Origin of the sequence: Pantoea endophytica (assembly GCF_002858935.1) — a bacterium.
Lineage (GTDB): Bacteria > Pseudomonadota > Gammaproteobacteria > Enterobacterales > Enterobacteriaceae > Pantoea > Pantoea leporis.
Map to the genome: position 1 here is coordinate 203237 of NZ_PJRT01000007.1, position 22056 is coordinate 225292.

General features: G+C 56.2%; 18 protein-coding genes. 15 read left to right on the forward strand and 3 right to left on the reverse strand.

All coding sequences use genetic code 11. The features are described 5' to 3' along the window. Nucleotides 1–15: 15 nt before the first annotated feature. From ubiI to trhA, 6 genes are all read left to right on the forward strand, one after another. On the forward strand, nucleotides 16–1218 hold the full coding sequence (ubiI, locus tag PZBJ_RS07535; RefSeq protein WP_101761951.1) for an FAD-dependent 2-octaprenylphenol hydroxylase: 1203 nt from the start codon (nucleotides 16–18) through the stop codon (nucleotides 1216–1218). A 422-nt stretch (nucleotides 1219–1640) separates the two neighbouring features. Continuing rightward, entirely contained in the window at nucleotides 1641–2738 is a 1098-nt protein-coding gene (gene gcvT, locus PZBJ_RS07540) for a glycine cleavage system aminomethyltransferase GcvT (protein WP_101761952.1), read from the forward strand. A gap of 23 nt (nucleotides 2739–2761) precedes the next feature. Then, nucleotides 2762–3148, forward strand: a complete 387-nt coding sequence (gcvH, locus tag PZBJ_RS07545; protein WP_101761953.1) for a glycine cleavage system protein GcvH — start codon at nucleotides 2762–2764, stop codon at nucleotides 3146–3148. Nucleotides 3149–3247: 99 nt separating this feature from the next. Next, the gene (gcvP, locus tag PZBJ_RS07550) at nucleotides 3248–6121 is read left to right on the forward strand and encodes an aminomethyl-transferring glycine dehydrogenase (protein ID WP_101761954.1); all 2874 of its coding nucleotides are present in this window, start codon (nucleotides 3248–3250) and stop codon (nucleotides 6119–6121) included. Nucleotides 6122–6306: 185 nt separating this feature from the next. Further along, nucleotides 6307–7050 (forward strand): SDR family oxidoreductase, encoded by a 744-nt coding sequence (locus PZBJ_RS07555; RefSeq protein ID WP_101761955.1) that lies wholly within the window; start codon nucleotides 6307–6309, stop codon nucleotides 7048–7050. Nucleotides 7051–7257: 207 nt separating this feature from the next. Then, a complete protein-coding gene (gene trhA / locus PZBJ_RS07560) occupies nucleotides 7258–7911 on the forward strand; it encodes a PAQR family membrane homeostasis protein TrhA (protein WP_101761956.1) in 654 nt (217 codons plus the stop codon). A 60-nt stretch (nucleotides 7912–7971) separates the two neighbouring features. Here trhA and ygfZ read toward each other — a convergent pair whose 3' ends face one another. Continuing rightward, nucleotides 7972–8955, reverse strand: coding sequence for a tRNA-modifying protein YgfZ (gene ygfZ, locus PZBJ_RS07565; protein WP_101761957.1), 984 nt, complete (start codon nucleotides 8953–8955; stop codon nucleotides 7972–7974). 218 nt (nucleotides 8956–9173) lie between these two features. On the opposite strand from ygfZ, the gene sdhE reads away from it, so the two are divergent. After that, nucleotides 9174–9440, forward strand: coding sequence for an FAD assembly factor SdhE (gene sdhE / locus PZBJ_RS07570; RefSeq protein ID WP_101761958.1), 267 nt, complete (start codon nucleotides 9174–9176; stop codon nucleotides 9438–9440). 34 nt (nucleotides 9441–9474) lie between these two features. Continuing rightward, nucleotides 9475–9834, forward strand: coding sequence for a protein YgfX (locus tag PZBJ_RS07575; RefSeq protein ID WP_240632899.1), 360 nt, complete (start codon nucleotides 9475–9477; stop codon nucleotides 9832–9834). Here the strand turns inward: PZBJ_RS07575 and fldB are convergent. Then, nucleotides 9831–10349, reverse strand: coding sequence for a flavodoxin FldB (gene fldB / locus PZBJ_RS07580; RefSeq protein WP_101761960.1), 519 nt, complete (start codon nucleotides 10347–10349; stop codon nucleotides 9831–9833). The two genes, PZBJ_RS07575 and fldB, sit on opposite strands and share 4 nt — an antisense overlap. A 100-nt stretch (nucleotides 10350–10449) precedes the next feature. Between fldB and xerD the strand changes: the two genes are divergently transcribed. From xerD to recJ, 3 genes are read left to right on the forward strand one after another with little or no spacing between them, the layout of a single operon-like run. Next, nucleotides 10450–11343 (forward strand): site-specific tyrosine recombinase XerD, encoded by an 894-nt coding sequence (gene xerD / locus PZBJ_RS07585; protein ID WP_101761961.1) that lies wholly within the window; start codon nucleotides 10450–10452, stop codon nucleotides 11341–11343. 22 nt (nucleotides 11344–11365) lie between these two features. Beyond that, nucleotides 11366–12079: a bifunctional protein-disulfide isomerase/oxidoreductase DsbC gene (gene dsbC / locus PZBJ_RS07590; protein ID WP_101761962.1), complete on the forward strand. Its 714-nt coding sequence runs from the start codon at nucleotides 11366–11368 to the stop codon at nucleotides 12077–12079. A 6-nt stretch (nucleotides 12080–12085) separates the two neighbouring features. Continuing rightward, the gene (gene recJ / locus PZBJ_RS07595) at nucleotides 12086–13813 is read left to right on the forward strand and encodes a single-stranded-DNA-specific exonuclease RecJ (RefSeq protein ID WP_101761963.1); all 1728 of its coding nucleotides are present in this window, start codon (nucleotides 12086–12088) and stop codon (nucleotides 13811–13813) included. A 95-nt stretch (nucleotides 13814–13908) separates the two neighbouring features. Here the strand turns inward: recJ and PZBJ_RS07600 are convergent, their stop codons facing one another. Further along, on the reverse strand, nucleotides 13909–16671 hold the full coding sequence (locus PZBJ_RS07600; protein WP_101761964.1) for an autotransporter domain-containing protein: 2763 nt from the start codon (nucleotides 16669–16671) through the stop codon (nucleotides 13909–13911). Between the two features lie 554 nt (nucleotides 16672–17225). Between PZBJ_RS07600 and prfB the strand changes: the two genes are divergently transcribed. The 4 genes from prfB (at nucleotide 17226) to PZBJ_RS07620 (ending at nucleotide 22054) form a co-directional block, all read left to right on the forward strand. After that, a protein-coding gene (gene prfB, locus PZBJ_RS07605; protein ID WP_101761965.1) for a peptide chain release factor 2 occupies nucleotides 17226–18324 on the forward strand; the annotation gives its coding sequence in 2 pieces (ribosomal slippage) (nucleotides 17226–17300 and nucleotides 17302–18324; 1098 coding nt in all). A 9-nt stretch (nucleotides 18325–18333) separates the two neighbouring features. Further along, nucleotides 18334–19854: a lysine--tRNA ligase gene (gene lysS, locus PZBJ_RS07610; protein ID WP_101761966.1), complete on the forward strand. Its 1521-nt coding sequence runs from the start codon at nucleotides 18334–18336 to the stop codon at nucleotides 19852–19854. Nucleotides 19855–20103: 249 nt separating this feature from the next. Continuing rightward, a complete protein-coding gene (locus PZBJ_RS07615) occupies nucleotides 20104–20955 on the forward strand; it encodes a MurR/RpiR family transcriptional regulator (protein WP_101762021.1) in 852 nt (283 codons plus the stop codon). 262 nt (nucleotides 20956–21217) lie between these two features. After that, nucleotides 21218–22054, forward strand: a complete 837-nt coding sequence (locus PZBJ_RS07620; protein WP_101761967.1) for a transporter substrate-binding domain-containing protein — start codon at nucleotides 21218–21220, stop codon at nucleotides 22052–22054. The last annotated feature ends 2 nt before the right edge of the window (nucleotides 22055–22056 follow it).

Below are 22056 nucleotides of genomic sequence, written 5' to 3' on the forward strand. Positions count from 1 at the left end.
AATTAAGGGGCAGCAATGCAAACTTTTGATGTGGCAATTGCCGGAGGCGGCATGGTGGGTTTGGCCGTCGCCTGCGGACTTCAAGGCAGCGGCTTACGCGTTGCCGTGCTGGAAAAAGCACCCGAGCCACAGTTTGATCCGGCGGCCAATGCGTCGATTCGCGTCTCCGCCATCAACGCTGCCAGTGAACGTTTGCTGCAAAAGCTCGATGTCTGGTCGAGCATCCTGGCGCTGCGCGCCAGCGCCTATCACGGCATGGAAGTGTGGGATCAGGACAGCTTTGGCTCAATCAGCTTTGATGACGAGCAGCAGGGTTTATCGCATCTTGGCCATATTATTGAAAACGAAGTGATCCATAGCGCGTTGTGGCAGCGTGCCAGTCAGAGCAGCGATATTACGCTGTTTGCCCCGGCGCAGCTGCAGCAAGTGGCGTTTGGCGACAACGAAGCCTTCATTACGTTGCAGGATGGCAGCATGATGAGCGCACGTTTGCTGGTGGCGGCCGACGGCGCCAATTCGTGGCTGCGCGATAAAGCGGATATCCCGCTGACTTTCTGGGATTACGAGCATCACGCGCTGGTGGCGAACATCCGCACCGATATGCCGCATGATGCGATTGCGCGTCAGGTGTTTCACGGCGACGGTATTCTGGCGTTCCTGCCGATGCAGGATCCACACTTATGCTCGATCGTCTGGTCGCTCGCGCCACAGGAAGCGGCACGCTTGCAATCGATGCCGGAAGCGCTATTTAATCAGCAGCTGTCGGTGGCGTTTGATATGCGGCTTGGCTTGTGTCAGGTCGAGAGTGAACGTAAAACCTTCCCGTTGACGGCACGTTATGCGCGTAACTTTGCCGCGCACCGTTTGGCGCTGGTCGGCGATGCCGCCCACACCATCCATCCGCTGGCCGGGCAGGGCGTAAATCTCGGCTTTATGGATGCGGCTGAATTAATTGGTGAAATTCGGCGATTGCATCAGGAAGGCAAAGACATTGGCCAGCATCTCTATCTGCGTCGCTATGAGCGCAGCCGCAAGCACAGTGCGGCGATGATGCTGGCGGGGATGCAGGGTTTCCGCGAGCTGTTTGCTGGCACCCATCCCGCGAAAAAGCTGCTGCGTGATGTTGGCCTCAAGCTCGCCGACACGTTACCTGGCGTTAAACCGCTGATGCTGAAACAGGCGATGGGGCTTAACGATCTACCCAGATGGATACGCTAATCATTTCAGCTGACGGCGCCCAATTGGGCGCCGTTTTTCTTTCCTGCACCCCAATGATGCAGCGATGCACCGCGATCGCGCCTCGTTTGATTTATTCTAATTTGACGCCGTAATTCGCATTAGATTAATTCATGTCATAGCCCTGCGTATGCCGGACCATTTCTTAATCCTGTGGCGTGTATTCCCTCAATTTGCTGCATGAAAGTAATTTAGTCGTATTTTGTGCGAGGCTAATCACAATAATGCAGTGATTTATGCTGGGCGTTGTTCGATGATTTGATGAAAGGTGGTAGTGTTTCGCCCTCGTTTTCCTCATGGTTAATTGCCACATTAGGTGATAACTTCAGCACAAAGAGAACGTTTGCGTCAGCCTCATTAGGCGACGCAGGCGCGTCACACTCACTTGTCTTCACAGGATGGTTATGACTCAGCAAACGCCTCTATTCGAACAGCATCAGGCAAGCGGTGCACGCATGGTGGACTTCCACGGTTGGATGATGCCGCTGCATTACGGCTCGCAAATGGATGAGCATCACGCGGTGCGTAACGATGCCGGCATGTTTGATGTTTCCCACATGACCATCGTCGATCTGCACGGCGCACGTACCCGCGAATTCCTGCGCTATCTGCTGGCAAACGATGTCGCCAAGCTCACCCAGCCGGGCAAAGCCCTGTATACCGGCATGTTGAATGCCTCTGCTGGCGTCATTGATGATTTGATTGTTTACTTTATGAGCGAAGATTTCTTCCGTCTGGTGGTGAACTCCGCTACGAGAGAGAAAGATTTAGCCTGGATTAAACAGCATGCGCAGCCGTTTGGCGTTGAGCTGACCGAACGTGACGATTTGGCGCTGATTGCGGTGCAAGGTCCAAACGCGCAGCAGAAAGCACAAACGCTGTTGAGCGCCGCTCAGCGTGATGCCGTTGCCGGCATGAAACCCTTCTTTGGCGTGCAGGCCGAAAACCTGTTTATCGCTACCACCGGCTACACCGGCGAAGCGGGTTATGAGATTGCCATGCCAGCGACTGAAGCCGCCGCTTTCTGGCAGCAGCTGTTGGCCGCAGGCGTTAAACCGGCTGGACTCGGTGCGCGTGACACGCTGCGTCTGGAAGCGGGCATGAACCTGTACGGTCAGGAGATGGATGAGGGCGTTTCGCCGCTCGCCGCCAATATGGGCTGGACCATCAGTTGGGAACCTGCCGATCGCGATTTCATTGGCCGTGATGCTCTGCAAGCGCAGCGCGAGCACGGCCCCGAACAGCTGGTTGGCCTGGTGATGACCGAAAAAGGGGTGCTGCGTAACGGGTTAACGGTGCGCTTCACCGATCAACAAGGTCAGCCGCAGCAAGGTATTATTACCAGTGGTTCCTTCTCACCAACCCTGGGTTACAGCATCGCGCTGGCGCGTGTGCCAGCCGGCATTGGTGAGCAGGCGATTGTGGAAATCCGCAACCGTGAAATGCCAGTGAAAGTCACCAAACCGATTTTTGTTCGCGCCGGTAAGCCGGTTGCCCAGTAATTTTTTTTCAGGAGAAATGGCCAATGAGCAATGTGCCAAATGAATTGAAATACCGCGATAGCCACGAATGGGTCCGTAAAGAAGCCGACGGCACCTTCACTGTGGGTATCACCGAACACGCACAGGAACTGCTGGGCGATATGGTGTTTGTCGATCTGCCAGACGTCGGTGCCACCTTCTCGGCCGGTGATGACTGCGCCGTTGCGGAGTCGGTAAAAGCGGCTTCAGACATCTACGCGCCACTGAGCGGTGAGATTGTGGCGGTGAACGACAATCTGGGCGATTCGCCAGAGCTGGTCAACAGCGCGCCGTACGCCGATGGTTGGCTGTTCCGCATCAAAGCCAGCGACGAATCAGAACTCGACGCGATGCTTGATGCCGATGCCTATAAAGCCGCAATCGACGAGTAACCGGTAGTGGCAGAAGGTGGCGCGCTGCGTCACCTTCTTTTTTATCTGCCTGATTTAACGCCATTTTTGTAACCCAGCCCGATTCAGGATTTACTGCAAATGACCCAGACTCTCAGCCAGCTTGAACACAACGGTGCTTTCATTGAGCGCCACATCGGTCCTACGCCGGAACAACAGGCCTTAATGCTGGAAGCGATTGGTGCCAGTTCGCTCTCCTCATTGATCAGTTCTATTGTGCCTGCCGACATCCAACTGCCAGGCCCGCCTGCAGTAGGCATTGCGGCGACCGAGCAGCAAGCGCTGGCAGAGCTGAAAGCCATTGCCAGTCAGAACCAACGCTATAAATCCTGGATCGGCATGGGCTACAGCGCGGTGATCACGCCGCCCGTCATCCTGCGCAATATGCTGGAAAATCCAGGCTGGTACACCGCGTATACGCCGTATCAGCCAGAAGTGTCGCAGGGCCGCCTTGAGGCGCTGCTTAACTTCCAAACTCTGACGCTGGATCTGACCGGTCTGGACATCGCATCCGCATCACTGCTGGACGAAGCGACCGCTGCTGCCGAAGCAATGGCGATGGCCAGGCGCGTTAGCAAACTGAAAACCGCCACCAAATTCTTCATCGCCGATGACATCCATCCACAGACGCTGGATGTGGTGCGCACCCGCGCAGAAACCTTTGGTTTTGAACTGATTATTGATCGTGCTGACAAGGCGCTGGATCACGATGATCTGTTCGGCGTGTTGCTGCAACAGGTGGGTACGCACGGTGAAGTGCACGATTACCGCTCACTGATTGCCGAGCTGAAAAGCCGCAAAGTGGTGGTGAGCGTCGCCGCAGATTTCATGGCGCTGGTGCAGCTAGAGGCGCCAGGCAAGCAGGGCGCAGATATCGTCTTTGGTTCTGCCCAGCGTTTCGGCGTGCCGATGGGTTACGGCGGACCACACGCCGCGTTCTTCGCCAGCCGCGACGAGCACAAACGCTCGATGCCTGGTCGCATTATTGGTGTATCGCGCGATGCCGCCGGGAACACCGCGCTGCGTATGGCGATGCAAACCCGCGAGCAACATATTCGTCGTGAGAAAGCCAACTCCAACATCTGTACATCGCAGGTGCTGCTGGCGAATATCGCCGGTCTCTACGCGGTGTATCACGGTCCGGTTGGCCTGAAACGCATTGCCTCACGTATTCACCGTCTGACCAGCATTCTGGCCGCGGGCCTGCAAAACGGTGGCCTGAAGCTGCGCCACAACAGCTGGTTCGATACGCTGACGGTTGAAGTGGCCGATAAAGCGGCGGTGCTGAACCGCGCGCAGAGCTTCGGCGTCAACCTGCGCAGCGATATCCACAATGCGGTTGGCATTACGCTGGATGAAACCACCGCCCGTGAAGATGTGCTGGCGCTGTTCGCCATTCTGCTGGGCGATGCGCACGGTCAGGACATTGATGCGCTGGATGCCGCTGTTGCTGCGGAAAACAGTGCGATTCCGGCTGGTCAGGTGCGTGAAAGCGCCTTCCTGACGCACCCGGTATTCAATCGTCATCACAGCGAAACTGAGATGATGCGCTACATGCACAGCCTTGAGAAAAAGGATCTGGCGCTGAACCAGGCGATGATCCCACTCGGTTCGTGCACCATGAAACTTAACGCCGCGGCGGAGATGATTCCAATCACCTGGCCGGAATTTGCCGAACTGCATCCATTCTGCCCGGCTGAGCAGGCGTCGGGTTATCTGCAGATGATTGGCCAGTTATCGCAATGGCTGGTGCAGTTGACCGGCTACGATGCGCTGTGCATGCAGCCCAACTCAGGTGCGCAGGGCGAATACGCCGGCCTGCTGGCGATTCGTCGTTACCACGAAAGTCGTAACGAAGGCGGCCGTAATGTTTGCCTGATCCCGAGCTCGGCGCACGGCACCAATCCGGCATCGGCGCAGATGGCGGGCATGTCAGTTGTGGTGGTGGCGTGTGATAAACAAGGCAACATAGATCTTGGCGATCTGCGTGAGAAAGCCTCGCAGGTGGGTGAGCAGCTGTCGTGCATCATGGTGACCTATCCGTCAACACACGGCGTTTATGAAGAAACCATCCGCGAGGTGTGCCAGATCGTGCATCAGCACGGCGGCCAGGTGTATCTCGACGGCGCCAACATGAATGCGCAGGTCGGTATCACCACGCCAGGTTATATCGGCGCGGATGTATCGCACCTTAACCTGCACAAAACCTTCTGTATCCCGCACGGCGGTGGCGGTCCGGGTATGGGGCCAATCGGTGTGAAAGCGCATCTGGCACCGTTCGTGCCGGGTCACAGCGTGGTGCAAATTGATGGCGTGCTGACACAGCAGGGCGCGGTATCTGCCGCACCGTTTGGTAGCGCATCGATTCTGCCAATCAGCTGGATGTATATCCGTATGATGGGCGCAGAAGGTCTGAAGCAAGCGAGTTCGGTGGCGATCCTGAACGCCAACTACATTGCCAGCCGTCTGCAATCGGCCTATCCGATTCTGTATGCCGGCCGCGATGGCCGCGTGGCGCACGAATGTATTCTCGACATTCGTCCGCTGAAAGAGCAGACCGGTATCAGCGAGCTGGATATTGCTAAGCGTCTGATAGATTACGGTTTCCACGCACCAACGATGTCATTCCCGGTTGCGGGTACGCTGATGGTTGAACCCACGGAATCGGAAAGCAAAATCGAGCTGGATCGCTTTATCGATGCGATGCTGGCTATTCGCATGGAAATCGATCGCGTTGCCGATGGCGAATGGCCGCTAGAAGATAACCCGCTGGTGAACGCACCGCACACGCAGACAGAAATCGTTGGCGACTGGGCGCATCCGTATACCCGTGAGCTGGCCGTATTCCCGGCCGGTAGCGCCAACAAATACTGGCCGACGGTGAAACGTCTGGATGATGTATTTGGCGATCGCAATGTCTTCTGTTCGTGTGTACCAATGAGCGAATACCAATAATTTAGCCGTCATACTTTGAGCCACAGCGGCGTTGGCTGCGCTCATTCACCCCGGTCACTTACTGATGTAAGCTCCCGGGGATGAACGAACTTGCCGCCTTGCTGTATCTCAAATTATTTAGGCTAAAGTTGCGGGTGATATTTATGAAAGGGCCGATTGTTCGGCCCTTTTTTGTGGAGGCAAAAATGGATCTGGCTTTGATTACTGGCGGTAGCCGCGGCATTGGACGCGCAACCGCACTATCGCTGGCGCAGGCGGGTTATCGCGTGGCGATCAACTATCGTCAGCGAGCAGCCGAAGCGGCAAGCGTGGTGGCAGAGATTAAAGCGCAGGGCGGCAGTGCGTTTGCGCTGCAGGCCGATATTGGCGATGAAGCGCAGGTCATACGTATGTTTGCCGAATTGGATCAGCAAAAGGGCGCGCTGCGAGTGCTGGTGAATAATGCCGGTATTTTGTTTACCCAATGTCGGGTGGAAGATCTGGATGCCGAACGTATTCAGCGCGTGTTCGCCACCAATGTCACCGGCACGTTCATCTGCTGTCGTGAGGCGGTAAAACGCATGGGCACGCATCATGGCGGCAAAGGGGGCGCCATCGTCAATGTGTCATCCGCTGCGTCACGTCTCGGTGCGCCAGGCGAATATGTGGATTACGCCGCCTCAAAAGGGGCGATGGATACGCTGACTAAAGGGCTGTCGCTGGAAGTGGCATCGCAAGGCATTCGCGTCAACAGCGTGCGTCCTGGCCTTATTTATACCGACATGCACGCCGATGGCGGCGAGCCGGGTCGGGTCGATCGCCTGGCGAGCGCATTGCCAATGGGACGCGGCGGCCAGGCAGAAGAGATTGCTGCAGCAATTGTCTGGCTAGCGAGCGATGCCGCGTCATACGTGACGGGCACCTTTATCGATGCGGCTGGCGGACGATAATCACCAAGCCGGTATCAATACCGACCCCATAAAACAGTATCCGTGCGGAGTGTCGCCTCGCATGGCGACCGATTCATTCAAACCCTCGCCTGTCACACCCACTCACAGATTTATTTTAGCGTACATGTGTACTCTGAAAATTATCCCGGTTACTCTGGTTGCTCAGAAATAGCACACTCGCTTTTTCCGTTGTTCAGGAATCCCCTCATGGTACAAACCCCAGTTCTTGCCCAGGGCTACTCATTGGCCGAAGAGATCGCCAATAGTATCAGCCACGGAATCGGCTGCATTTTCGGCATCATCGGCCTGGTGTTGATGTTGACACAAGCCGTTGAATCCCAAGCTAACGTTACCGCGATCACCAGTTACAGCCTGTACGGCGGCAGCATCATTCTGCTCTATCTCGCCTCAACGCTGTATCACGCCATTCCCCATCAAAAAGCCAAATACTGGCTGAAGAAATTTGACCACTGCGCCATTTATCTGTTGATTGCTGGCACTTATACGCCGTTCTTGCTGGTGGGGCTCAATTCGCCGCTGGCACAGGGCTTAATGGTGGTGATCTGGAGCCTGGCGCTGGCCGGTATTCTGTTTAAAATCGCCTTTGCCCACCGCTTTGAAGCGCTGTCGCTGGTGACCTATCTCGGTATGGGATGGTTGTCGCTGGTGGTGATTTATCAGCTGGCGATCAAACTGTCGCCGGGCGGGATTTGGCTGCTGGCTGCCGGTGGCATTGTCTATTCGCTAGGAGTGATATTCTACGTCTCGCGCCGTATTCCTTACAGTCACGCCATCTGGCACGGTTTTGTGCTCGGCGGCAGCGTATTGCACTTCTGCGCGATTTATTTTTACGTGATGTAAGCTCAATCCAGGTCGCCGAAAATGGCGACCTTACGTGTTTAGTACGGACCCGGCCCGCAATTATTCGGTTAATGAATACGGCAGCGGCTGAATGGTCAATTTGCCACTTTCGTCGCCTTCCACGCGCAGTACGCTATCCGGCTCCAAATCATTATTCATCACCACCTGCACCCAAACGCTGCCGTCATCCAGCTGCACACCGCTCAATACGGTGCCGGTGCGACGCCATTTATCGCCCATCTGCAGCTCCATCGAACCGCCAACCTCCGGCACTTTGCTGGCTTTACCTGCCAGCCAATAGAGTGCGCGTTTGTTCGCACCGCGGAATTTGGCGCGTGCCACCATCTCCTGGCCGGTGTAACACCCTTTTTTGAAGCTGATGGCATCCAGCGCCTGTAGGTTAGTGGCTTGTGGAATCAACTGCGCGCTGGTGGCGCTTTCAATCACCGGAATGCCGGCTTCGATATCCAGCGCCAGCCATTGCAGGCTGTCGTTGAACTGCGCTTCTCCCGCCAGTTTCTCTTTCAACGCATTCGCCTGTTCTGGCGTGGTCACCAGCAGGAAACGTTCGGCTGGCTGATCAAACCACAAAAGCGTGCTCTCACCTTGCTGTACTACCGGCGTTTCGGCATCCGGCAGTGTGCTGAATACGCCTGCCAGCGCGGCGCGCGCCTGGAAACCGGCAACGCCGAGCAGCACCGCTTCATCGTCAGCCACGATGGTGACTTTGGCGAACACCGCGTATTTCTTCAGTTCGGTAAGCTGCTGCTCACGCAGGTTGCGACGCACCACGTAAGCGTAACCTTCGCTGCGATGGAACAGACGAATGTTGCTCCACATTTTGCCTTTGGCATCGCAGTGCGCGGCGGGACGATGCTGCGTCTCGCCCATCGCCGCGACATCCAGCGTCAACTGACCTTGCAGATAAGACGTGCTGTCGTTGCCCTGCACCTTAACCAGCGCCCATTCGTCGAGCGAAATCAGGGTTAAAGGCAGGCGTGACGATGCAGCAGGCTGGCGAGGTGGAAGGGTAAAAATCGACATGTCTCTTTCCTGATTAATGAGGTAATAGGTTGCAATGGTAAAAGAGCAGTGCGGCTTTGCAACCTGTTTACTGAATATGGCGCACAAATCGCGTGATACCCATTGCAAACTGGGGGATGTAACACCGAGGTATTGCACAGGGTTAAGCACAGCGCCTGCAGCGAGAAAAAAAAGCAGGTACACTGAGCCCCACTGTTTTTAGTCATGGAACCTGAGACATGGAAATTAACGACAAAGCCCGCGTCCAATGGGCATGCCGTCGCGGCATGCTGGAGCTGGATATGGCTATCATGCCGTTTTTCAAATTTGAATATGATTCGCTGAACGACACCGATAAGCAGGTTTTTATTGCGCTACTAAAGAGTGACGATCCCGATCTGTTCAACTGGTTGATGAATCACGGTGAACCGGTTGATCCCGAGTTCAAACGTATGGTGAAACTGATTCAGCAGCGCAACCGTGAACGCGGTCCGGTGGCAATGTGATCTGCGAGCGTCACGCAGTGCGCGCGCACTGAATGTGACGCTTTCTCTACTGTGCACCGGTTTGCTGCTGGCGCTGGAGTGGCCTGACGCGTGGGCGTGGAGCAAAGCGCCGGTGTTAGTGCTGCTGCTGGCGGAGTGTTGGCACAATGAGCGGCGTTTGGTTCAGCGCGTAGGTCATTTGGTGCTGGACGTGAAGGGCAATTGGCTGTGGCGCGGCGTGCGCTGGCGAGCGGAACGTAATGCGGATTGGTTGCCGTATGGCGTTTTGCTGGTGCTGCGTAATCAGCAGGGAAAACGCTGGCGGCTGTGGTTAATGCATGACAACCTGCCGCCCGGTGAATGGCGCACGCTGCGCGCCTGCTGTTTTCTGCGAGACGGGCAAACGCTGCCTTAAAGCAGCGCTGCGGTTTCCGTCAGAATCTGTTCGCACCACTGCTCAATGCGCTCATCGCTCTGTTCGAACTGGTTAACATCGTCGAGCGCCAAACCGACAAACTGCGTGCCATCGGCGGTCAGCGGTTTTTTGCTGGTGAACTCATAGCCTTCCAGCGGCCAGTAACCCACAAACTGCACGCCCATCGGCTGCAGCAGTTCGTGCAGCATGCCCAGCGCATCAAGGAACCATTCGGCGTATTCGCCCTGATCGCCCATGCCGTACAGCGCCACGATTTTTCCGCGCAAATTCAGCGCCGGAATCTGCGGCCAAATCGCTTCCCAATCTTCCTGTAACTCACCGAAATCCCACGTCGGAATGCCAAGGATCAGCAAATCGTACTGCTCCATCAGCGACGGATCGTCATCTTTCAAATTGTGCAGCGTGACTAATTCTTCACCGATAAAGTCGCGAATCTTCTCCGCCGTCATCTCGGTGTAACAGGTGCTCGAACCATAAAACAAACCGATATTCATGCAATTAATGCTCTGTCTGAACCTGACTCGGGGGCAATTGTACCAGAAGCAGGCTACTTTCAGGCATAATGAGCACGATTTCACACGGGCGGAGAGTACAGTGCAGGACAGCGATCTGATCGAACAGTTTCTGGATACGCTTTGGATTGAGCGTAATCTGGCGCAGAACACGCTCGCCTCTTACCGGCAGGATCTGCAAACGCTCACCGGCTGGCTGCATCACCACGATCGCACGCTATTAACGCTTGAAGCGCTTGATTTGCAGCAGTTTCTTGCCGAACGCGTTGAGGGCGGCTACAAAGCCACCAGCTCGGCGCGCACCCTCAGCGCCATTCGCCGCTTGTGCCAATATCTCTATCGGGAAAAAGTGCGCAGCGACGATCCCAGCGCGCTGCTGTCGGCACCGAAACTGCCGCAGCGTCTGCCGAAAGATCTCAGTGAAAACCAGGTCGAACGCTTGCTACAGGCACCGAGCATTGATGTGCCGCTCGAACTGCGCGACAAGGCGATGCTGGAGCTGCTGTACGCTACCGGTTTACGCGTAACGGAGCTGGTGGGTTTGACCATCAGCGATATCAGCCTGCGTCAGGGCGTGGTGCGCGTAATCGGTAAAGGCAACAAAGAGCGTCTTGTGCCGTTAGGTGAAGAAGCGGTTTACTGGATTGAATACTATATGGAACATGGTCGGCCGTGGCTGCTCAACGGGCAAACGCTGGACGTGATGTTTCCCAGCCAACGCGCGCAGCAAATGACGCGGCAGACCTTCTGGCATCGCATTAAACACTATGCGACCCTTGCCGGTATCGATAGCGAAAAGCTGTCGCCGCACGTGCTGCGCCACGCATTTGCCACACATTTACTGAACCACGGCGCCGATTTACGCGTCGTACAGATGTTGCTGGGCCACAGCGACCTCTCGACCACCCAAATATATACGCACGTCGCCACTGAGCGCCTGCGTCTGTTACATCAACAGCATCATCCGCGCGCTTGAGATGCGGTAACAAGGATTTAAGATGAAAAAGCAGCTAACGATGCTGGCTCTGCTGGTCAGTGCATTCACTGGATTGGCGCATGCCGATGACAACGCTATTCAGCAAACGCTGAAAAAACTGGGATTGCAGCAGGCTGAAATCCAGCCGTCCCCGCTGCCGGGTATTAAAACGGTGCTGACCGAAAGCGGCGTGCTTTACGTCTCCGAAGACGGCAAGCACATGATTCAGGGCCCGCTGTATGATGTCAGCGGCACCCAGCCGATCAACGTTACCAACCAGCTGCTGGACAAAAAAGTTACTGCGCTGGCGCCAGACATGATTGTCTATAAAGCGCCGAAAGAGCAGCACGTCATCACCGTGTTCACCGACATCACCTGCGGCTACTGCCGCAAGCTGCATGAGCAGATGGCCGACTACAACGCGCTCGGCATCACCGTGCGCTATCTGGCCTTCCCGCGTGAAGGTCTGAATGGTCAGGTAGAAAAAGCCATGCGCGCCATCTGGTGCAGCGCCGATCGTAACAAAGCTTTCGATGCAGCAATGAAAGGCGATGCGCCGCAGATGGATGCGCCAGCGACCTGCAAAATCAATATCGAGCAGCAGTACAAACTCGGCATCCTGTTTGGCATTCAGGGTACGCCAGCCATTCTCACGGATAGCGGCATGATGATTCCTGGCTATCAGGGACCGCAAGAGCTGAAGCAGGTGCTTGACGGCCAGAAGCGTGGCGGTTAACGCACAGTGATTCATTCTGTTGAATTGCGTCGGCGCGAAGCCGAGACCGAAGCCAGCTTACCCGCTGATTTGCCCCCTTTGCTGCGCCGCTTGTATCTGCAACGCGGCGTGAAAGAGGCGCTGGAACTGGAGCGCGGCGCTAAACATCTGCTGCCGTGGCAAACGCTGGGCGGCATCGAAGCCGCCGTAACGTTGCTGCATCAGATGCTGCTGGCGGGCAAACGTATCGTGGTGGTGGGCGATTTCGATGCCGATGGCGCCACCAGCACCGCGTTAACCGTGCTGGCGCTGCGCAGCCTCGGCGGTAATGTGGATTATCTGGTGCCAAACCGTTTCGAAGATGGCTACGGTTTGAGTCCGGAAGTGGTCGAGCAGGCTAAAGCGCGCGGTGCGGAGATGATCCTCACCGTCGATAACGGCATCTCATCACATGCCGGAGTGGATACCGCGCATCAGCACGGCATTCCGGTGCTGGTTACCGATCACCACTTGCCGGGCGAAACCTTGCCCGCCGCCGAAGCGATTGTTAATCCGAACCTCAACGACAGCGAATTCCCCTCACGTTCGCTGGCGGGTGTTGGCGTGGCCTTCTATCTGATGCTGGCGCTGCGTGCGCACCTGCGTCAGCAAAACTGGTTTAGTGAGAGCCGAGCCGAGCCAAATCTGGCGGAGCTGCTGGATCTGGTGGCGCTGGGCACCGTGGCCGATGTGGTGCCGCTGGATGCCAACAACCGCATTCTGGTGTGGCAAGGTTTGAGCCGTATTCGCGCGGGCAAATGCCGTGCCGGGATTCGCGCGCTGCTGGAGATTGCCAACCGCGATGCGCGCCAACTCGCCGCCAGCGATCTCGGTTTTGCCGTGGGTCCGCGCCTGAATGCTGCCGGTCGTCTGGATGATATGTCGGTCGGCGTGGCGCTGCTGCTCACCGAAGATATTTCCCAGGCGCGCATGCTGGCGAATGAACTCGATGCGCTGAATCAGACGCGCAAAGAGATTGAGCAGGGCATGAAAAGCGAAGCGCTGGCGCTGTGCGATGAGCTGGAGCGTCAGCATACCGATCTGCCGCTTGGACTGGCGTTCTACCATCCCGAGTGGCATCAGGGCGTGGTGGGGATTCTGGCGTCGCGCCTGAAAGAGCGCTTCCATCGCCCGGTGATCGCCTTCGCCCCCGCCGGAGACGGCACGCTGAAAGGTTCGGGCCGCTCAATTGCGGGTTTGCATCTGCGCGATGCGCTGGAGCGTCTCGACACGCTGTTCCCTGGCTTAATGATCAAATTTGGTGGTCACGCCATGGCGGCCGGATTGTCACTGGAAACCGCGAAGTACGAGGAGTTCCGTGCGCGATTTGCCGCGTTGATTGATGAGTGGCTGGATGGCGAAGCGTTGCAGGGCGTGATTTGGTCGGACGGCGAACTGCATGCGCAGGAGTTTACCCTGCATACTGCCGAAATGCTGCGCGAGGCCGGTCCGTGGGGCCAGGCATTCCCGGAACCCGTGTTCGATGGCAAGTTCAAGCTGTTACAACAGCGGTTAGTGGGCGAGCGTCATTTGAAAGTGATGGTCGAGCCGCTCGGCGGCGGCCCGCTGTTGGATGGAATTGCCTTCAACGTGGATACCACGCTGTGGCCAGACAGCAGCGTGCGTCAGGTGCAGCTGGCCTATAAGCTGGATATCAACGAATACCGCGGCAATCGTTCGGTGCAATTGATCATCGATCACCTTTGGCCGCTGTAGTTCACTACCAAAACGCGCAATGCATCGCGCCGCTACCTGTGCACGTATCCGTAGCGGCGCGATTTATCGCGCTCAGTTGACCGATTAAACGTTTATCAGAAACTCACATCCACACCGCCGCGCAGCACTTTCTCGTCACCGCGATCGGCGAAGTGCTGATCGGCGCGCAGGAACAGGCGCGCGCGTGACGTCTGCGCCACATCCAACCGCACACCTAACCACTGCGAACGGCGATCAAGCTGCATGCCGGGAATCGTGAAACGGTTCTGGTCATCGCCAAATCCGCCCCAGCGCGCGCTGACATCCATCGACGGATTGTTGAATGCGTACTGGTATTCGCCATAAAGACTCAGCATGCTCCACAATCCAGCCGACCAATCCTGCCGTGCGCTGAGACTCAAACCGCTATAACCGACGCTGCGTCGATAGCTGTCGCCGTCGCCGCTTAGACCAAACGCGCTGCCCTTATCCTCAAACGCACCGGTATCCAGCCCCGTTTCACGCCAGCCGAGATAGGGTTCGAGGCGATAATTCTCCTCAATTGTCCAGCGATAGCCGCTTTGCAGCGCCGCCTGCCAGCTGTTGCTGCTGGTGGTCGATGACACCGGCGAAGCTTCATCCAGCAACACCAGACGCTTTAACTCATCGCGACCATGTTGATAGCTGAGATTGCCCTGCAGATACCATGCTGGCGTCAAATCGTAGCGGCCATACAGCATCGCGCCTTGCAGGCGATTACGGCTGGTGCCGCCAGTTTGGTCGTAGGTGGAGTCGATCTGATTCTGCGTCCAGGCCACGCCCACACGCAGACCAGAAATACCCAAATCGCTATCCACGCCCAATGCGGTAAGCGTGTTGCGGTAATCGGTGCCGAGGTAGCCCGCCTGATCCAGTGAACCGCGCAGTTGACCGCTCTCCAGCCAGAAACCGTAACGATTGTCGGCGCTGGCATCGGCGATACGGTTACTCAACAGGCGGCTTTGATAATCCAGCGCGTTAAACAGTACCGCGTTGCTGGAAGCGTGCGCCTGACCGGAAAGTGAATTGATGGCGGCCTGCGCACTGCGGGCATCTGCCAGCGACTGAAACGCTCCTGCTGCGCCCAGCGCTGACTGCTGCGCACTGCTCAGTGAACCCTGTTGCTGCCAGCTGTCCGCTACGCTAAACGCCTGCTCCAGATTCGCGGCCGTTTGCTGAGTGCTGGCGCTGTTCATGCCCAGCGCTGCCGCTACTGCTGCGGTATTTTTACGCGTCAGTTGGCCAGTGACGCTGTTAGCGTTGTAGCTGACCGAACCATCAAGAAACACGCCAGTATTGACCTGACTGAACTGGCCGCTAACACCCGCATCGCTGGTCAGCAGCGTTTCCTGCTGTTTCACCACATAAGTTGATGAGGGTGGCGCGAGGTTCAGCGTGCCGTCCAGCGTAGAGTGGCCTGCTACACGCAGCGGGCTGTTTAACGCGATATTGAGCACGCCATTACTGCGTTGCTGGTAATCGCCTTGCACCTGCAAACCGCCGTTGACCGTTCCCTGATTGAGTAAGCTGCCGCCAATCACACCGCTGCCACCTAAAGTGCCGCTGCCGCTGACGTTGGCACTGCCAGCAATCGCACCCTCAATCAGCAACGTATTGGCGGCAACGCTGGTCTGGCCGAGGTAACTGTTGTTAGCGGTTAACCGCAGCACGCCGCCATTATTGGCGCCGTCGAGTATCAGGCCACGATCGCCGCTGATGGCATTCGAGAAGACATAGCTACCCGCATCCAGGCTGGCGTGAAAATCATTGGCCCAGAACATTGCCGGACCGTTGAGCGCTTTCGCCTGGTTGAGGTCGCCCCAGCCGAAGGTGTTGTTGTAAGGCCGCCCGTTGGCGCTATCCGCAGCGCCTGCGTAAGCATCACTGCGATAAGTGGCGGTGGTCAGCAACGTTTGCTGCAGATTGTAACCGCTCATCCACGGAAAGCGCTGCAACACTTGCGAAGCGGCCGCAGCGGCGCGCGGTGCGGCAAACGAGGTGCCGTAGCTACGCGCATTTACCCAGGTACCATCGGCGTTCTGAAAGCGATAATCGTTGTATCCCGGTGCGCTCAGGCACCATGCGGCAGCGTTACCACAGGCATCAAACGGCCCGGTTAACGCCGCGCGGTTCGCCGTGTCGTATGAGGTGCTGTCCATCACGCCGGTAACGGCCAGCATATTCTTTTGCAGTGCGCTGTCCTGATAAATCAGCGGCAGCTGCGCGTTAGGGGACGGTGTTGCAGTGCCGCCATTGCCGGTGATCACCACCGCCAAACCGTTAGCCGCCGCAATCTCACGCATGCTTTGCACCAGCACCTGATAGTGCGGCTGCGCATCGGATAGCGCCTGTGCGGAGGTTAAGCGCTCGCTGGAGGCGTACGACATATTGAAAACCCGCACTCCCTGGCTCAGCAGGCCGCTCACCGCACGGGCGGTATCGTCGTATTGAAAGATATTGTTCTGCGATGCCTGCGCCACATACAGTGTGCTGCCCGGCGACAGGCCTAATAACGTCAGCGCCACCACGGTGCCGTGACCGTTAATGCCCTGATTATCATTCAAACTACTGCCGCCGCCGACGTAGCTGGTGAACTGCGCGTTGGCGTAATTGATTTCACTGCGATCGGGCGATAACCCTGAATCAATAATGCCGACTTTGCTGGCATTGCCTGAAGCGCTGGGCTGAGCTGGCGTGGGTGTCTCAGGGGTGCCGGTGGTGGGCGAGGTTGCCGCGCTACCGCCACCTCCGCCGCCGCCACCGCCTCCGCAGGCGGTAAGTAACAAAGGCATTAACAAGGCAAGCAGGCGCGGTGAAGTGCGCAAACCGGGAATAAACATCGATACTCCTTCATGTCTCTTAGGACATGTTGTGCCCGCTCACGTTTACGGGCGCTGATTACTGTGTCATTCCCTGTCGAAGCTGCGCATTCCTGGCGATCGTGGTGACAAACGGTCTGGACGTCAGTGATGTCCATCGGGGGGATAGTCACTGAGCAAAATGATAAAAGGGCGCTAATAAATCGATAGGCTGAATATCAGCTGCTTAATGGCGTTATTTGAGACGCGTCTGCTTTCTTGCAGGAAATTTCTCACAAGACAATTCTTAATGATTTATCGTTATAAATCATGATCTTTAATGACGTCATCTGGCGCCAATTGCCTAATTTTTGCAGGAAAATTCCTAAGAAGGTTCTGAAGGCGAGGTATTTGCGGAGGTGTTTGGGAAAGCGTAGCGGGTAAAGCTTTCCAGAAGGATAAGAACTTTTTTTCTTACGGCGGAGGCGCGCTCACTCAGGCGGCGTGCAATGCTACAAAGTGCGCACACTTTCGGGTAAACTAGCGCGTTAGTTTTTATCTCCTTTCACCGAATCGTCAAAAAAGACTGAAAAGCCATGTTTGAAATTAATCCGGTCAAAAATCGTATCCAGGACCTCACCGAGCGCAGCGACGTTCTTCGGGGGTATCTTTGACTACGATGCCAAGAAAGAACGCCTTGAAGAAGTAAACGCCGAGCTGGAGCAGCCTGACGTCTGGAACGAACCTGATCGCGCACAAGCGCTGGGTAAAGAACGTGCTTCACTGGAAGCGGTAGTGGAAACCTTAGATCACATGACGCAAGGCCTGGAAGATGTGCAGGGCCTGCTGGATCTGGCGGTGGAAGCTGACGACGAAGAGACTTTCAACGAAGCGGTTGCCGAGCTTGATGCACTGGAAGTGAAGCTGGGCGAACTGGAATTCCGTCGTATGTTCTCAGGTGAATATGACAGCGCCGACTGCTACATGGATATTCAGGCCGGTTCCGGCGGCACCGAAGCGCAGGATTGGGCCAGCATGCTGCTGCGCATGTATCTGCGCTGGGCGGAAGCCAAAGGTTATAAAACCGAAATTATCGAAGAGTCAGACGGTGAAGTGGCCGGAACCAAATCCGCCACCATTAAAATCATCGGCGACTACGCGTTTGGCTGGCTGCGTACCGAAACCGGCGTTCATCGCCTGGTGCGTAAGAGCCCGTTCGATTCCGGCGGCCGTCGTCACACCTCATTCAGTTCGGTGTTTATCTACCCGGAAGTGGATGACAACATCGATATCGATATCAATCCTGCCGATCTGCGTATCGACGTTTACCGCGCCTCCGGTGCGGGTGGCCAGCACGTAAACAAAACCGAGTCTGCAGTGCGTATTACCCACTTGCCGACCAACATTGTGGTGCAGTGCCAAAACGACCGTTCACAGCACAAGAACAAAGATCAGGCCTTCAAGCAGTTACGCGCCAAGCTGTACGAATATGAGATGCAGAAGAAAAACGCGGATAAGCAGGCAGCGGAAGATAACAAATCTGATATCGGCTGGGGCAGCCAGATCCGTTCTTATGTTCTCGACGATTCACGCATCAAGGATCTGCGTACCAGCGTAGAAACCCGCAACACCCAAGCGGTGCTGGATGGCGATATCGATCGTTTTATTGAAGCAAGTTTAAAAGCAGGGCTATAAGGAACCGACATGTCTGAACAACAACCGCAGAGCGCTGATGCCGCCCTTGAGTTAAACAACGAACTGAAAGCGCGTCGCGAAAAACTCAGCGCGCTGCGTGAAAAAGGCGTGGCGTTTCCTAACGATTTCCGCCGCGATACCACGTCCGATGTGCTGCACGCCAGCTATGACGCGAAAGAGAATGAAGAGCTGGAAGCGCTGGGTGTTGAGGTGAGCGTGGCCGGTCGTATGATGACGCGCCGCATCATGGGTAAAGCGTCATTCGCGACCCTGCAGGATGTCGGCGGCCAGATTCAGATCTACGTCTCACGCGACGATCTGCCAGAAGGCGTCTACAACGAACAGTTCAAGAAGTGGGATCTCGGCGATATCCTCGGTGCGCGCGGTAAGCTGTTCAAAACCAAAACCGGTGAGCTGTCGATCCACATCACTGAGCTACGTCTGCTGACCAAAGCGCTGCGTCCGCTGCCGGACAAATTCCACGGCCTGGCCGATCAGGAAACCCGTTATCGTCAGCGTTATCTCGATCTGATCTCCAACGACGATTCGCGCAAAACCTTTAAAATTCGCTCACAAATCATGGCCGGCATTCGTCAGTTCATGGTTAACCGCGATTTTATGGAAGTGGAAACCCCGATGATGCAGGTGATTCCGGGCGGCGCGTCTGCGCGTCCGTTCATCACCCATCACAATGCGCTTGATATCGATATGTACCTGCGTATTGCGCCAGAGCTGTATCTAAAGCGTTTGGTGGTTGGCGGTTTTGATCGCGTGTTCGAGATCAACCGTAACTTCCGTAACGAAGGGATTTCGCCACGCCATAACCCAGAGTTCACCATGATGGAACTCTATATGGCGTATGCGGATTACAAAGATCTGATCGAACTGACCGAAAGCCTGTTCCGTACGCTGGCGCAGGATGTGCTGGGCACCACGGAAGTGCCGTATGGCGATCACAGCTTCGATTTCGGTAAGCCGTTCGAGAAGCTCACCATGCGTGAAGCGATCAAAAAATACCGTCCGGAAACTGACCTGAGCGATCTGGAAGACTTTGATAAAGCGGTAGCGATTGCCCAATCACTGCACATCAAAGTTGAGAAGAGCTGGGGCCTGGGCCGCGTCGTTACAGAGATCTTCGAAGAGACCGCTGAAGCGCACCTGATTCAGCCAACCTTCATCACCGAATACCCGGCTGAAGTATCACCGCTGGCGCGTCGTAACGACGAGAACCCGGAAATCACTGACCGCTTTGAGTTCTTCATCGGCGGCCGTGAAATCGGTAACGGCTTCTCAGAGCTCAACGATGCAGAAGATCAGGCTGAGCGTTTCCTGCAGCAGGTGAATGCGAAAGAGTCTGGCGATGACGAAGCGATGTTCTACGACGAAGACTACGTCACCGCGCTGGAGCACGGCCTGCCGCCAACCGCAGGTTTGGGTATTGGTATCGACCGTATGGTGATGCTGTTCACCAACAGCCACACCATCCGCGACGTGATCCTGTTCCCGGCACTGCGCCCGACCGGTAAGTAGTATTTCGCCGCAGTCCCCCATCCTGGTCCGTGCTGGCTGTCCCCCTCCTCGGTCCTCCCCCATAAATGGGGGAGGAAGATGCTGCAAAATGTGACTTCTGAAGCTGCATGTGGCAGCGTCTCCTTCCCCCGCTAGCGGGGGAAGGCCGGGATGGGGGACAGCCAGCACATTCCCTCCCAACACAAAATTCCTGATGACAACCCGGCACGCTCTGTGCAGGATGGTTTTTTTCTTTTTCAGGGAATCACCATGAGTGCAAAAGCGGCAACGTTAGAGGGCCGGATTCGTCAGCACTGGGATCAACTCTCCAGCCACGAGCAGCGACTTGCCGATGTGCTACTCGCCGCACCAGGCCAGTTAGCCATGAACACCGCCACCGAACTGGCACACAGCGCGGGCGTGTCCAAAGCCACCACCACGCGCTTCTTCCGCCATCTCGGCTATGAAAGTTATGAAGCCGCACGTCGCCAGGCGCGTGACATGCAAAGCAGCGGTTCACCGCTCTATCTGCAACCGGCACCTAGCGCGTCGCCGCTGGCGAGCATCATGCAGCAGCATCTGGAAAGAGAGATCGCCAACCTGGTCAACAGCTATCGCACGCTGGACAGCGAACAGCTGCAGCAGGCGGTCAGCGCCATCAGCCAGGCGCGACGCGTAGTGGTAATGGGCTGGCGCCACAGCCAAACCATCGCGCATCTGATCTATCGAGACCTGATCCATATTCACTCCGATGTGCGTCTGCTGCCGCGTCCCGGCGATTCGCTGGCGGAACATGTAGCGGCGTTGACCGCCGAGGATGTGGTGATCTGCGTCGGTCTGCGTCGTCGCATGCCCGCGCTGGAGGCGGCGATGAACGCGCTGGCCGAGCGCAATGTGCCGATGTTGTATATTGCCGACGTGCTTTCCGGCAAACCGGCGCGCCATGCGCAGTGGGTAATCCGCTGTCACACCGACAGCAGCCTGATTTTCGACAGCACCGCCGCGCTCTCTGGCGTGTGTAACCTGCTCTGTTCACTGGTGGCCCGGCAAATGGGTAAAGCCAGCAACGATCATCTCGCGCAAATCGAAGCGCTGCACCAATCCCTCGACGAACTGGAATAATGCGCCTTGCTGGCGCATTGTGCGCCAGAAAAATCACCAAAACGGTGCAATTCTGTCCAGTGCCCACCCATCCAATTATCCCCGTCTTACCGCGTGTGAAATCATAGAAATTAAAAATAAAAATTAAGAAACAACTGTTTCAATTTGATTTTATTAAATAAAATCTAGTTTTTATCAGGTCTCCCTGCACGGTAGTGAAAAAGCTGGCACAAAATATGCTCAGTAGAAAATGACATTTCACCAACACCAGGGAAACACCATAATGAAAAAAACAGCACTGCTGATTGCCGCACTTCTCTCTGTCGGCACCATGGCGCAGGCACAAGCCGATACGCTGGCCGACATCAAAAGCAGCGGCAAAATTACCGTCGGTATCGATCCAACCTTTCCTCCCTACGAATACACCGATGACAAAGGTGAGATCACCGGTTACAGCGTGGCGATCATGCAATCCTTTGCCAACGATCTCGGTGTGAAACTGGAGTTTCAGAAAACCGCCTTCAGCGGCATTCTGCCGGGCCTGATTTCGGGCTCTTTCAATGCCGAAGGTTCATCCCTCAACGTCACGGCGGAACGCGCGAAAAAAGTGCTGTTTACCGTGCCGTACAGCAAAACCGTCAACGGCGTGCTGGTGCGTGAAGCCGAAGCGAAAACCTTCAGCGGCAAAACCCTGAGTCCGGAAAGCTTGTCGGGTCTGCGCGGTGCGGTGAAAACCGCCAGCGTGCCAGAGCAGCTGCTGAAGGGCTTCAACGAACAGTTGAAGAAGGAGGGTAAAAAACCGATCACCATCATCAACGTCGATTCACTCGATCAAACCGTCAGCACGCTGATGACCAAACGCGCCGACTTCGTTTATGACGACATCTCGGTACTGGCGCCGGTAGCAAAAAAATATGCCGGCAAAGTGGCGCAGGTGGGCGAAGTCGGCCCGTCGCAGTGGATGGGTTGGGCGACACGTAAAGAAGATGGCAGCCTGAACAAAGCCATTAGCGACCACATCCTCGCGATGCAGAAAGACGGCGAACTGACCAAACTGCAGCAGCAATATCTCGGCACCACCTTTACCGTGCCCGCCAGCGACTTCATTCCGCAGGAGTAATT

Coding starts and splice junctions, on each gene's coding strand:
- sdhE (WP_101761958.1), top strand. CDS start 9,174: ATGGAAATTAACGACAAAGCCCGCGTCCAATGGGCATGCCGTCGCGGC.
- PZBJ_RS07615 (WP_101762021.1), top strand. CDS start 20,104: ATGAGTGCAAAAGCGGCAACGTTAGAGGGCCGGATTCGTCAGCACTGG.
- fldB (WP_101761960.1), bottom strand. CDS start 10,349: ATGAATATCGGTTTGTTTTATGGTTCGAGCACCTGTTACACCGAGATG.
- ygfZ (WP_101761957.1), bottom strand. CDS start 8,955: ATGTCGATTTTTACCCTTCCACCTCGCCAGCCTGCTGCATCGTCACGC.
- gcvH (WP_101761953.1), top strand. CDS start 2,762: ATGAGCAATGTGCCAAATGAATTGAAATACCGCGATAGCCACGAATGG.
- trhA (WP_101761956.1), top strand. CDS start 7,258: ATGGTACAAACCCCAGTTCTTGCCCAGGGCTACTCATTGGCCGAAGAG.
- gcvP (WP_101761954.1), top strand. CDS start 3,248: ATGACCCAGACTCTCAGCCAGCTTGAACACAACGGTGCTTTCATTGAG.
- gcvT (WP_101761952.1), top strand. CDS start 1,641: ATGACTCAGCAAACGCCTCTATTCGAACAGCATCAGGCAAGCGGTGCA.
- ubiI (WP_101761951.1), top strand. CDS start 16: ATGCAAACTTTTGATGTGGCAATTGCCGGAGGCGGCATGGTGGGTTTG.
- lysS (WP_101761966.1), top strand. CDS start 18,334: ATGTCTGAACAACAACCGCAGAGCGCTGATGCCGCCCTTGAGTTAAAC.
- PZBJ_RS07620 (WP_101761967.1), top strand. CDS start 21,218: ATGAAAAAAACAGCACTGCTGATTGCCGCACTTCTCTCTGTCGGCACC.
- PZBJ_RS07600 (WP_101761964.1), bottom strand. CDS start 16,671: ATGTTTATTCCCGGTTTGCGCACTTCACCGCGCCTGCTTGCCTTGTTA.
- PZBJ_RS07555 (WP_101761955.1), top strand. CDS start 6,307: ATGGATCTGGCTTTGATTACTGGCGGTAGCCGCGGCATTGGACGCGCA.
- dsbC (WP_101761962.1), top strand. CDS start 11,366: ATGAAAAAGCAGCTAACGATGCTGGCTCTGCTGGTCAGTGCATTCACT.